This window comes from Streptomyces nigrescens, from assembly GCF_027626975.1.
Lineage (GTDB): Bacteria > Actinomycetota > Actinomycetes > Streptomycetales > Streptomycetaceae > Streptomyces > Streptomyces nigrescens.
Genome location: NZ_CP114203.1, coordinates 2668499 through 2681292 on the forward strand (window position 1 = coordinate 2668499; position 12794 = coordinate 2681292).

Here is a 12794-nt window from a genome sequence, read left to right on the forward strand (position 1 = left end):
CCTCACCCGAACATTGATCCGACTGTCTATGCTTGACTCAATAGTTGTCAATGTTGATTGAATCAATATGGACGGGTCTGGATACGGTGGCCTCATGGCGGATCGAGAAACGGCGCAAGGTACAGGCGGGCAGCGACTGAGCACCCGGGAAGCAGCCGACCGGCTCGGCGTGAAGCCGGAGACGGTGTATGCCTACGTCAGCCGCGGCCAGCTCACCAGCCGCCGCGAGCCCGGCGGCCGCGGCAGCACCTTCGACGCAAAGGAGGTCGACGCACTCGCCCGCCGCGCCGGACGCCGCGAACCTTCCACCTCCGGTGGCGAGTTGGCGATCCGTACGGGCATCACACTGATCGACCGCGACCACTGCTACTTCCGCGGCGTCGACACATCGGAACTCGCCGCCCACTACAGCTACGAGGAAGTCGCCGAGTGGCTGTGGACCGGTGACATGCGGCCCGGCATCCACTTCACGACGCCGCAGGACGCACTGTCCGCCGCCCGCCGAGCCGTGCAAGCACTGCCGGCCCACAGCGGACCGATGGACCGGCTACGGGTAGCCGCGATCGCCGCCGCGGCAGCCGACCCCCTGCGCTTCGACCTGTCCGAGGACACCGTCGTCGACACCGCACGCAGCCTCATCCCGACCCTCGTCGACGCCTTGCCGTCCCACGCCCCGCAGCAAGGAGCTGCCGACTCACTCGCACCACGCCTCTGGTCACGGCTGACCGCCGAACAGGCCGACGCCGCGGTGCTCCGCGTCCTGGACGCCGCTCTGGTCCTGCTCATCGACCACGACCTCGCCGCCTCGACATTCGCGGTCCGGGTCGCCGCCTCCGCACGCGCCCATCCGTACGCGATCGTCTCGGCCGGCTTCGGGGCACTGGACGGCGTGCTGCACGGCGCAGCAAGCGGGCTCGCCCACCGGATGCTGTTGGAGGTGCTGGACCGGGGCAGCGCAGCCGCCGTGGTCGCCGACCACCTGCGGGCCGGTCGCCAGGTACCGGGCCTCGGCCACCGCCTCTATCCGGGCGAGGACCCACGAGCCCGCACCCTCTTCCAGCTCCTGGAGGACGTACCGCGGGCCCGCCCCGCCCTGGAAGCAGCCCGTCAAGTGATCACCACCACGGCCCGCCATACGGAGCTGCATGCCAACGTCGACCTGGCCTTGGCCGTACTGACCGTCTCGACGGGCATGCCGACCGAGGCGGGCGAGACCATCTTCGCCATCTCCCGCACGGCAGGCTGGATCGCACACGCCCTGGAGGAATACGCCGAACACCCTCTCCGCATGCGCCCCAGCGGCCAGTACCACGGCCCCCGCCCGCCACAACCGTTGCCGTGACAGGCGGCCTGCGAGCACAGGGATGGGAAACGGAGCCAGCCTTGACATCGCTGGCACCGGCTCGGTCGGCATCGACATCGCCGAACCTCACACGGAGCGGCGCCCCCTACGCCTCGGGGCGCTCCGCTCGTCATCGTCCCTGGACGCACACCCAAAATCCGGCGCCGAGCGGATGAGGTTAGGCTCACCTATGTGAGTACTTGCGCCACCGCTTCCCGTGAATCGGCTGAATCTCTCGCCGGCACCGCGGCACCTGCCCGGACCTGGCTGCTCATCGAGCAGACAGGGCCCTGGGGAGCCCACGCGCTGACAGACAGCCACCTCGATCCTGACGTCGGCCGGGCCCTTGAGGCCGCGGCAGAGGGGACGGGCGTACGCGTCGCCCTGATCCGGCGGCCGGGACGCCACGCCGACTGCCACGGCACCTCCAGGCGACGCCTTTTCCTCGCGCACACCGCCCCGGGCCGCTCCTGGATCCGCACGACCACCGTCACCGACCCCCGGGCCGCCCTCAGCCTGGACTTCGCGGCCCTGGGTGCGGGAGAGCATGACGGCCTCTGGGAGACGTACATCGGTGAACCGCTGGTCCTCGTGTGCACCAACGGCAAGCGGGACCGCTGCTGCGCCCTGCTCGGCCGCCCGCTCGCAGCCGAGCTCGCCGCCTGCGGAACCGAGACCTGGGAGGTCACCCACATCGGGGGCCACCGCTTCTCCCCCACGCTTTTCGTCCTCCCCTACGGCTACGCCTACGGACGGGCGTCGGCCCCCTTGGTCAAGGAGGCCGTGGAGGCGGCGCGCGACGGACGGATCACGGGCGACCACTGCCGTGGGCGCTCGGCCTGGGACCGGCCGGGCCAGGCCGCTGACCTTGCCGTCCGCAGGCTGATCGGGGAGGATCGGGCGGACGCACTCGACGTCATACGGACCGACACGGTGTGGCTCGAACCCAAGCCTGCCGACAGCCGGACGCCTGGCAGCTCGGCGGTCGCGGAAGCCTCCCCTGCCTGGGCCGTTACCGTCGCGCACTCCGATGGGCGCACCTGGCTGGTCACCGTCGAACAGCGGGCCGATGGTGCTGCGGCGCCCGCTAGCTGTGGTGCGCCGCTCGGTCCACCGGCGCGCATGGCGGTTGTCTCTGTCACCGCTGCGAACGTCATGCTTCACGGGACGCCCCTGGCCTCCATTAGGTGATCTCGCGAGCCTTCTCCGACCGTCGCCGAGTCCTTCCGCAGCCTTCGCGTGCACCACACGCGGCCGGTGCGGGACCGCGCGCCCGCCGGACCGATAGCCGTCTGGGAGCCGATGGCCGTCCCGGCCCCCTGACGCATGGCCCGATCCGACGCGGCTATCCGGAAGGGCGGGGCCATCCCAGGACCAGGTGAGGCGGCAGAGGAAACGCACTGACCAACTGCGCCGAGTCCCCACAGCCCCGCCTCGACGGCCGAACGCCACGCTGCCCGCCCTCTTCCACCTCTCACGCCACGCCCCGCAGCCATCCCCCGTCGACCCCATGCCCGCTCCCTTCTGCGCACCCGTCGCGCGACTCACCCTCGCCCTGGCAGCCCCCTGACCGCCCCGCGCAGGGCCTTTCGGTTTCACCATGCGAGGCTAAGCGTGCACACTCCGCAGCCAAAAGGCCTGTGGATAACTCCCATCACCTCTCCCCCGACGCACTGATGAGCGCCTGACCTGCGCCTTCGCTGCGATGTACGGCCTCCGGGCCAATCAGCAGGCCGACGACGACTCCGGCGCATCAGTAACCTCCTATTCGGGGGATCGCATGGACGAACCGGAGATCAACAGCCCCGAGCAGGACGAGCCGACCATGGCGGCTGTGAGTCGCGCCATCATCCTCGTGGTGGCTGCTGGCGTCGTGACATGGGCGATTGTGATGGCGTGGGGGATCTTGGTGTTCGCCTTGGGCTAAGACGCCAGCAACAGGCGGGGCATGCACTCGACCCCAGGTTCCCAACTCCGGGCTGGACGGAGTCACATCCGAGTCGCCGCCCGGACACCCTCCGAATTCCCCCTGTCTGGGATTCCCGCCCGACCGCCGCCACGCTTACTGTTCGTTCGTATGGGCGAAAAGGAAGAGTCGGTTCCACGCCCGAGCGGCGCAGAGCCCTCGGGTTCCGCGCCGTTTCCCGCCGATACTCCGGTCTCCGACGCCGCCGGCAAGCCGGGCAGCGCCTCGCGCACGGCCGACAGCCGACCGGCCGTCGAGGCCACGGCCCGGGCCAACCACGGGTCGGCCGCCCCAAAGCTGCCGCGCCGTACCCGGCCACGCCTGGGCTGGCCGCGGCGGGTGTTCTCCCAGGTGCTGATGGTGCAGCTGGCCATCGCCACCGGTGTCACAGCGCTGGCGACCGGCCTGTTCCTCGCCCCACTCAGTACGCAGCTCGACGACCAGGCGATGCGCCGCGCTCTCGCCATCGCACAGACCACCGCGGCCGAGCCTCGCCTCGACGATGCCCTGGAGGCCTCCCGTCCGACGCGTCATGGTCCCGTGCAGAACGAGGCGGAGCGGATTCGCGCCGCCACCGGTGCCGAGTACGTGGTGATCATGGACAAGCGGGGTGTGCGCTGGTCTCACACCGACCCTGATGAGATCGGGCGCCACGTTTCGACCGACCCGAGCGCCGCGCTTTCCGGTCAGGACGTCATGCAGATCGACGAGGGCACCCTCGGCCGGTCCGCACGCGGCAAGGTCCCGCTCCGTGACGAGGACGGCACGGTCGTGGGCGCCGTCTCCGTCGGCATCGCGTACGAGAGCGTGCAGGAACGGCTGCTCTCCACCGTCCCCCAGTTGCTCGCTTACGCGGGCGGCGCGCTCGCCGTGGGCGCGCTCGCCGCGTATCTCGTTTCCCGCCGCCTCCAGCGCCGCACCCACGATCTGGCCTTCTCCGACATCTCGGCGCTGCTCGCCGAGCGGGAGGCCATGTTGCACGGCATCCGCGAGGGGTTCCTCGCGCTCGACAAACACGGCCGCATCCGTCTCATGAACGACGAGGCGCAGCGCCTCCTGGACCTCCGCACCGAGGACACCGGGCACCGCTTGGAAGCAGCCATGCCACCGGGCCGCACCACCGACGTTCTGGTTGGTCGTGTTTCGGGGCCGGACCTACTGGCCGTCAGCGGGCAGCGGGTCCTGGTGGCGAACCGTATGCCGACCGATGACGGCGGTGCCGTGGTCACCCTGCGCGACCGCACCGAACTGGAGCGGCTGGGCCGCGAACTGGACGGCACCCGTGGCCTCATCGACGCCCTCCGCGCCCAGGACCACGAGCACGCCAACCGGCTGCACACCCTGCTCGGACTGCTCGAACTCGGGTTGCACGAGGAAGCCGTGGAGTTTGTGACCCAGGCGGTGGGCGTGCATCGCGCGACCGCCGAGCAGGTCACCGAGCGCATCCACGATCCGCTGATCGCCGCCCTCCTGGTGGGCAAGGCCACCGTCGCCACCGAGCGGGGCGTCTCCTTGAGCATCTCCCCCGAGACGCACCTGCCCAACCGCGTCGTCGACCCGCCCAGCCTGGTCACCATTCTCGGAAACCTCGTCGACAACGCCCTGGATGCCACATCGGGCAAACGCGACGCCCAATTGGAGGCGGAGATCCGCGCTTACGGCCGAACCGCCATCGTGCGCGTCAGCGACAACGGGCCGGGCGTGCCCGAGGAACGGCGCGAGGAAATCTTCACCGAAGGATGGACGACCAAGGAGCCGCCTGCCCACGGACAGCGCGGCATCGGCCTGGCACTCGTATGCCGACTGGCCGAGCGCTACGGAGGTAACGCCGAGGTCGCCGAGCGCCCCGGTGGCGGTGCGGTATTCACCGTGACGGTCCCCGACGCACTCTCCGATGAGCTTCCCGAGCCCCGTGCGGTAGCCCCGCAGGAAGCAGTCACCGGCATTCACACCACCAGTCGGGCCACAGCGGGCACTCACCGCCCCCGAGGCGCCACGGAGGCCGGCCGATGATCGATGTACTGGTCGTGGACGACGATGTGCACGTCGCGAAAATCAATGCGGCATACGTCGCCAAAATCGAGGGATTCCGCGTCAGTTGCCTCGCGCACACCGCCGCAGAGGCCCTTACCGCCCTCAAGACCCACCCCGTCGACCTGATCCTCCTGGACCACTACCTCCCCGACAGAACAGGGCTCCAACTGGTCAGCGAGCTCCGGCGCCGTGGTCTGCTCACCGACGTGATCATGGTGACTGCGGCTCGCGATATCGCCACCGTGCAGGCGGCGATGCGCCACGGTGCCCTGCAGTACCTGGTCAAGCCGTTCACCTTCGCGGGCCTGCGCTCCAAGCTGGAGGGTTACGCGGCGCTGCACCGCACATTTGCGGGCGGCGGGCAGGCGGAGCAGTCCGAAGTGGACCGGATCTTCGGGGCGTTGGGAGCCGCCAACGCCGGATCGGCCGAGTTGCCGAAGGGGCACTCCACCGCAACCGCCGACCGTGTGCGCTCAGTGCTGCGCTCCGCGGAGGCCCCGCTGTCCGCACAGGACGTTGCCCTGCAGGCGGGACTGAGCCGGCAGACCGCCCAGCGCTACCTCAAACTCTTGGAACGCGCCGGGCGGGTGCGCCTCACGCTCAGGTACGGCGAGACCGGCCGCCCCGAGCACCGCTATGAGTGGGTCTAGAGGCTCTCCGACGGATCCCGTGAATCCCTTATCGGGCCGCTCCTTTGTCCTACCCCGCGAGTGGACCACCCGCCGATCATCGGAGATCACCGAGGGTGCAAAATGCCCTATGTGCCGATAACCAACATCCCGAAGATGGCAACGCTCGACGACGCTCAACTGGTCAGCCGCACGCTGGCATGCGCCTTCGACGATGACCCCATGATGCGCTGGTTCTTCCCCGACGATTCCTCTCGCGAGGCAGGGCTGGGCCGTTACTTCACCACACTCTTCACCCGGCAGTACGTCCACCACGGCGTGTGCGAGCGCACCGACGCAGGGGCCGCCTTATGGGTGCCGCCAGAGGGCCAGGCAAAGGCCGTTCCTGACGCGGAGACCGTCCAGGAGCTCCAGGACATCCTCGGTGACCGGGCTCTGCTGTTCCGCGATGCCGTCGAGTCAGCGGCCAAGCACACGCCGAAAGAACCTCACTGGTACCTGGCGGTGATCGGCGCAGACCCGGCCGCCCAGGGCCAGGGACACGGAGCAGCCCTGCTGCGCTCGGGGCTGGCCAAGGCCGACGCAGCGGGCCTGCCCACCTATCTGGAGTCCTCCAAACCGTCCAACCTCCCCATCTACGAGCACTTCGGCTTCACCGTGCGCGAGGAGGTGCGACTGCCGGGAGGCGGGCCGGTGCTGTGGGCCATGCGGCGCGAGCCCTGCCCCCCCGCCTGGCGTCTAAGAACCGTCCAGGAGGAGCAGACGGGGCCGGCCCCGTCTGCTCCTTCGGTCTCAGAGCATGTCCGCCACTGCCCCATTGGGTACGCCCTAAGCCGCCCCCGCCCCCGTGAGCGCCCGTACCTCCGTTTCCGCGTGCCGTGCCTTGTCGGCGGCCTCCGGGGAGAGCACCGTTCCCAGCCAGCCCATCAGGAAGCCCAGCGGGATCGATACGACGCCGGGGTTGTCGAGCGGGAAGACGGCGAAATCCAGTCCGGGGAAGAGCGACTCCGGACTCCCGGAGACCACCGGTGACAGGACGACCAGGGTGATCGCAGGAATCAGACCTCCGTATACGGACCACACCGCGCCGCGGGTCGTGAAGCGTCGCCAAAAGAGGGTGTACAGCAGGACCGGCAGATTGGCCGACGCAGCGACGGCGAACGCCAGCCCTACCAAGAAGGCCACGTTCAAGTCCTGGGCAAGCAGGGCGAGACCGATGGCGACTGCGCCGACGGCCACCGCTGCGATACGCGCCACGGCCACCTCGGCGCGCTGGGCGTCCTGTGCTGTGCCACGTGGGCGCCGTAGGGAGGCATACAGGTCGTGTGCCACAGAGGCCGACGACGCGAGCGTGATGCCTGCGACCACGGCCAGGATGGTGGCGAACGCGACTGCGGCCACCACGGCGAAGAGCACAGTCCCTCCGGTCGAACCGGCGCCGCCTCCCAGATCGAGAGCCAGCAGCGGAACGGCGGTGTTGCCGGCTGTATTGGACGCCCGGACAGCGTCGCTGCCGAGTACTGCAGCGGCACCGAACCCGAGCACGATGGTCATCAAGTAGAACCCACCGATCAGACCGATGGACCAGACGACGGAGCGACGGGCGGCGCGCGCCGTGGGGACGGTGTAGAAGCGGGAGAGGATGTGCGGCAGTCCGGCAGTGCCCAGGACGAGCGCGATGCCGAGGCTGATGAAGTCGAGGCGCGAGGTCCAGTCGCCGCCGTATTTGAGGCCGGGCGCGAGGAAGTCGCGGCCGTGGCCGCTGCGTTCGGCGGCGGTGTTCAGCAGCTCGTTGATGTCGCCGTGGAAGCGGGCCAGTACCAGGACGGTCAGCGCGACGGCGCCGCCCATGAGGAGTACGGCTTTGACGACCTGGATCCAGGTCGTGGCCCGCATGCCGCCGAAGGCGACGTAGACCACCATCAGGGCGCCGACCCCGATCACCATCCAGGTACGGGCCTGCTGGCCCGCGCTCCCCACGAGCAGGGCGACCAGACTGCCGGCACCGACCATTTGCGCCACCAGGTAGAGCACGGACACGGTGACGGAGGCTGCGCCGGCGGCGATACGGACGGGGCGTTCCCGCATCCGGGCGGCGACGACATCGGCGAGGGTGAACCTGCCGCAGTTGCGGACCAGTTCGGCGACAAGGAACAAGACGATGAGCCAGGCAACGAGGAAGCCGACCGAGTACAGCAGGCCGTCGTATCCGAAGAGGGCGATCAGTCCGGAGATGCCGAGGAAGGAAGCGGCAGACATGTAGTCCCCCGCGATGGCGAATCCGTTCTCCATGGGCGAGAACAGTCTTCCGCCCGCGTAGAACTCCTCGGTGGAACCGCGCCTGCGGCGGCTCACCCAGGTGGTGATCGCCAGGGTGACGACGATGAACACGCTGAACAGGAGCAGCGCGAGGGTCTGGTGGTCACCGGTCACCGGATGTTCCCTCCGGTCAGTTCCTGGGTTTCCCAGCGGATGTCGAGCGCCGCACTGTCCCTGCGCAGCCGGGCATGGCGCGCGTACGCCCAGGTGAGCAGGAAGGTGGTGGCGAACTGGCCGAGTCCGGCGAGCATCGCGATGTTCAGGGCACCGGCGACGCGGTGGGCCATGAGGTCCGGCGCGGCGGTCGCCGCGATCACATAGGCGAGGTACCAGCCCAGAAAGACCACCGTGCCGGGCAGGACGAACCGCCGGTAGCGGCGGCGCACCTCCTGGAAGGCCGCGCTTCGCTGCACCGCCAGATAGACCTCGTCGTGCGGCGCAGACTGCGGTTCCGGTACCGGCGGCGGTGGCTGCGTGCCACCCCACACGTCCGTTGTCTCCGCCGCGTCGTCCCGTTCGCCCCACCCGGAGGCGAGAGCGTCGTACCAGGGGTCTTCGAGCCGTAGGGCCCCTGGCTCACCGACCGAGCGGCCGTCCTGCTTGTCCACCGAACTCTCCTTGATGCACAGGTCTGTTGTCCGTGCGGCCCAAGGGTGGACAGAAAGGAAGATCCTGGACTCTTCATTGCGAATCCTTCACCCCATCAGGTGATGGGCTGCCCGGGCGGCTGTGCGAGGCCGTGGCGGCACACGTAGTGGATGGCCTGGGCCCGGCCCCGTAACCCCGCTTTGCTGGATCCTGGGCGCAGACCGGCCTCGCCCGAGAGCACATCGTCGATGGCACGGACGAGCTCGTCGCCGTCGGCGTCCTTAGTCAGGTAACCGCGTGCGCCGGCCTGGAGAGCGGGAAGACATGCGGGCACCCGCAACCTCGCTACGAAACCGCTCGATCGGAGCCGGACTCCAGCGTTCCGCTGAGGAGTTCCGCGCGCCCCCGCATCCCGAGCAGAACACACCCGGAGCCGCTCTTGGCGAGTTCACCAGGCGTGCCACGGCCACCGAAGTCGCGCGCCTCGAGCCCCACGTCGTCCGTCCCGTACTCCAGCCGCACGCTCACCCGGTCGCCCGGAGTGTGCTTGCGCACGTTCGTCAGCGCCTCCTGGGCGACCCTGCGGACGCGAGGCCCGCTTCGCCCGGCACGGCGCGGACCTCGCCCGTCACATGCCGCTGAGCGCCTCAGCGGCGGCCAGACGGCGCGGAAAGCCCTCGACCGGGATCATCTCCCCGCGCAGCGCAGAAAGCGCCTCACGGGTACCTTCTAGCCCTTCACGGGCCATCCCCGGCACGCCGCCACCGCTCCAGGAGCTGGTCGCGGTCAGCCTCGAGGTCGGTGTTGCGCTGAATCAGCAGCCGCGCCGCCTCCAGGTGCACCAGTTGGGCTGAGGCTGTGGGCGAGCACATCGCGGATCTCTCGTTGCGATCCGCCCGCGTTCGACGAGCGCCGCCGATTCGGCCTCAGTCTTCCTCGCCACCCGTTCCTGAGCCAGAAGCCGCTGGGCGCAGTTGCCGCGCGCCTCGGCGTCCAGCCGTACGACATAGCCCGCCAGCGCCAGGCCCCAAGCCGGTGAAGGCCGGCCCCGCCAGGGTGGTCCACACCAGCACCGCGACCATCAGGAGACACACTGCCCGGCGGATCCACATCCGGGCGCCGCTGAAGTCTTGACGGGACAGCGACTCGCGCAGCGGTCAGCTCGTCCAGGCGTTCAGCGGCACGTGCGCGGCCCTTTCGCGGCGCGTTCACGGCCCCAAGCCGGCGGCAGGACACCGTACGTGTGCTGCACCGCCCGTGCCCGCCAGGTGGTGGCCCCCGCGCAGATCAGCAGCATTGCGGCCACGGAGAGCATGGTGGCCGCGCTGCCCCGATGGATGCCCATGGCCGCTGCGATGCCCATGAGACCGATGCGCAGCACCGGACCGCAGAGCCACACGCCGGTCGCCGCCCAGCCGCCCGTGGTCCACACCGTGCCACCTCGTCCGCCCAGATACACATCGTCCAGGCCCAGCCGGCGCCGCAGACCAGCCGATCAGGATCTCCAAGCCGAGCAGTGCTGCCGTCCGGGTCGGAGCCAGGGGTGGCGTCAGGGTGGAAACGGCGACGGGCGCCTCTCCACCCAGGGGTGAACAGGCGCCCGTCGGGAGCTGCAGCCCCTTAGGTGTCGATACGCGAACGGTCCAGAGTGGACGCGGAGTTGGTGATGAACTCCTTACGGGGGGCGACTTCGTTGCCCATCAGGAGGTCGAAGGCCTTCTCCGCCGCTTCGAGATCGCTGATGTTGATGCGACGCAGGGTGCGGTGGCGCGGGTCCATGGTCGTCTCGGCGAGCTGGTCGGCGTCCATCTCACCCAGGCCCTTGTAGCGCTGGATGCTGTCCTTGTAGCGGACCTTCTTGCGCTGGAGTTCGAGCAGGGTCTGGCGCAGTTCGTTGTCCGAGTACGTGTAGATGTACTTTTCCTGGCCCTTTTTGGGGTTGATCAGTTCGACGCGGTGCAGGGGTGGGACGGCGGAGAACACTCGGCCCTGTTCGACCATCGGGCGCATGTAGCGCTGGAAGAGGGTCAGCAGCAGGCAGCGGATGTGGGCACCGTCGACGTCCGCGTCGGCCAGGAAGATGACCTTGCCGTAGCGGGCGGTGTCGATGTCGAAGGTACGGCCGGATCCGGCCCCTATGACCTGGATGATGGCGCCGCACTCGGCGTTCTTGAGCATGTCCGAAACCGATGACTTCTGGACATTCAGAATCTTGCCGCGGATCGGCAGCAAGGCCTGGAACTCCGAATTCCGTGCCAGCTTGGCGGTACCCAGCGCCGAGTCTCCCTCGACGATGAACAGCTCGCTGCGGTCGACATCGTCGCTGCGGCAGTCCGCGAGCTTGGCCGGCAGCGAGGAGGACTCCAGCGCCGTCTTCCGCCGCTGGGCCTCCTTGTGCTGACGGGCGGCGATGCGGGTACGGGCCGCGGCGACGATCTTCTCCATGACGGAGCGCGCCTGCTGCTTGTCGTCCCGCTTGGTGGAGGTCAGGAACGACTTGAGTTCCTTGCTCACCACCTGGGCGACGATCCGCGAGGCGGCGGAGGTGCCGAGCACCTCCTTGGTCTGGCCCTCGAACTGGGGCTCCGCGAGTCGTACGGTCACGACGGCGGTGAGCCCTTCCATGGCGTCGTCCTTGACGACGTCGTCCTCGGCGACGCGCAGCAGCTTGCTCGACCGCAGCACCTCGTTGACCGTCTTGGCGACCGATCGCTCGAAGCCGGAGACGTGGGTGCCGCCCTTGGGCGTCGCAATGATGTTGACGAACGACTTCACCGTCGCGTCGTAGCCGGTGCCCCAGCGCAGCGCGACATCGACGCCCAGTTCCCGGGTGACCTCGGTCGGTGTCATGTGACCGCGATCGTCGAGGACCGGCACGGTCTCCTTGAAGGTGCCCTGGCCGCTCAGCCGGAGCACATCACAGACGGCCTTGTCCTGCGCGAGGTACTCGCAGAATTCGCTGATGCCGCCGTCGTAGCGGAACGTCTCTTCAGTCTTTCCGGCACCGTCGATGCCGCGCTCGTCACGGACCACGAGGGTCAGGCCCGGCACGAGGAAGGCCGTCTGGCGGGCGCGGGCGTGCAGCGTCTCCAGGGAGAGCTTGGCGTCCTTGAGGAAGATCTGCCGGTCGGCCCAGTAGCGCACCCGGGTGCCGGTCTTCGTCTTGGCGATCCGCTTGCCCTTGAGCAGGCCGTTGCCCGGGTCGAACGGGGCGTCGGGGCCCGATTCGGTGAAGATGCCGGGGACGCCGCGGCGGAAGCTGATCGAATGCGTCTTGCTGCTGCGGTCCACCTCGACGTCCAGCCGGGCGGACAGGGCGTTGACGACTGAGGCGCCGACACCGTGCAGACCGCCGGAGGCCGCGTACGAGCCGCCGCCGAACTTTCCGCCGGCGTGCAGCTTGGTCATCACGACCTCGACGCCGCTGAGACCTGTCTTGGGCTCGACATCCACTGGGATGCCGCGGCCGTTGTCCCTGACCTCCACCGACCCGTCGTCGTGGAGGATCACCTCGATGTGGTCGCAGTAGCCGCCCAGTGCCTCATCGACGGAGTTGTCGATGATCTCCCAGAGGCAGTGCATCAGTCCCCGGCTGTCCGTCGAGCCGATATACATGCCGGGGCGCTTGCGGACGGCTTCGAGCCCCTCGAGGACGAGCAGATGCCGCGCGGTGTAGTTGGAACCGTCCCGGTCTGCCCCGGTCAGCACTGCGGTGGACGGCACGGACATCTCGGCGGTCACGCGGTTCGCTCCTCGCTGAATTTCTGGCAGTCCGCATTCCGCGGACTCGGTTGTGGCGGTGTCGCCGGTCAGAGGGTACCGAGGCCTGGTAGAGCCGATGTGACGCCACCCGTAAGCACGACCATGGTAGTAGAATTTCGCTCGTACGTTCGATCCCTCGTTGGGGTGACGTCCG

At 69.0% G+C, this 12794-nt stretch carries 9 protein-coding genes and 2 pseudogenes; 6 read left to right on the plus strand and 5 right to left on the minus strand.

The window, feature by feature from the left end; all coding sequences use genetic code 11:
* Window positions 1-94: 94 nt before the first annotated feature.
* The 6 genes and pseudogenes from STRNI_RS12095 to STRNI_RS12120 form a co-directional block, all read left to right on the plus strand.
* Window positions 95-1342, plus strand: coding sequence for a citrate/2-methylcitrate synthase (locus tag STRNI_RS12095; protein ID WP_277411261.1), 1248 nt, complete (start codon window positions 95-97; stop codon window positions 1340-1342).
* A 192-nt stretch (window positions 1343-1534) separates the two neighbouring features.
* Complete coding sequence (locus tag STRNI_RS12100; protein WP_159485793.1) at window positions 1535-2533, plus strand: sucrase ferredoxin; 999 nt, start codon at window positions 1535-1537, stop codon at window positions 2531-2533.
* Window positions 2534-3122: 589 nt separating this feature from the next.
* Complete coding sequence (locus tag STRNI_RS12105; RefSeq protein WP_159485795.1) at window positions 3123-3269, plus strand: hypothetical protein; 147 nt, start codon at window positions 3123-3125, stop codon at window positions 3267-3269.
* A 396-nt stretch (window positions 3270-3665) separates the two neighbouring features.
* Window positions 3666-5321, plus strand: coding sequence for an ATP-binding protein (locus STRNI_RS12110; protein WP_277413243.1), 1656 nt, complete (start codon window positions 3666-3668; stop codon window positions 5319-5321).
* Window positions 5318-5992 (plus strand): DUF7342 family protein, encoded by a 675-nt coding sequence (locus STRNI_RS12115; protein WP_018093427.1) that lies wholly within the window; start codon window positions 5318-5320, stop codon window positions 5990-5992. The genes STRNI_RS12110 and STRNI_RS12115 overlap by 4 nt, the downstream gene beginning before the upstream one ends.
* A gap of 102 nt (window positions 5993-6094) precedes the next feature.
* Window positions 6095-6691: pseudogene (locus STRNI_RS12120) on the plus strand (GNAT family N-acetyltransferase); the annotation flags it as partial.
* A gap of 108 nt (window positions 6692-6799) precedes the next feature.
* On the opposite strand, the gene STRNI_RS12125 reads toward STRNI_RS12120, so the two are convergent.
* From STRNI_RS12125 to STRNI_RS12150, 5 genes and pseudogenes are all read right to left on the minus strand, one after another.
* Window positions 6800-8404, minus strand: a complete 1605-nt coding sequence (locus tag STRNI_RS12125) for a solute symporter family protein (RefSeq protein WP_018093426.1) — start codon at window positions 8402-8404, stop codon at window positions 6800-6802.
* Window positions 8401-8898, minus strand: a complete 498-nt coding sequence (locus STRNI_RS12130) for a DUF485 domain-containing protein (RefSeq protein ID WP_148588733.1) — start codon at window positions 8896-8898, stop codon at window positions 8401-8403. The genes STRNI_RS12125 and STRNI_RS12130 overlap by 4 nt, the downstream gene beginning before the upstream one ends.
* 305 nt (window positions 8899-9203) lie before the next feature.
* Window positions 9204-9911: pseudogene (locus tag STRNI_RS12140) on the minus strand (sensor histidine kinase); the annotation flags it as partial.
* A 141-nt stretch (window positions 9912-10052) separates the two neighbouring features.
* Complete coding sequence (locus tag STRNI_RS12145) at window positions 10053-10310, minus strand: hypothetical protein (protein ID WP_277411262.1); 258 nt, start codon at window positions 10308-10310, stop codon at window positions 10053-10055.
* Between the two features lie 188 nt (window positions 10311-10498).
* Window positions 10499-12619: a DNA gyrase/topoisomerase IV subunit B gene (locus STRNI_RS12150; RefSeq protein ID WP_018092879.1), complete on the minus strand. Its 2121-nt coding sequence runs from the start codon at window positions 12617-12619 to the stop codon at window positions 10499-10501.
* Window positions 12620-12794 lie beyond the last annotated feature (175 nt).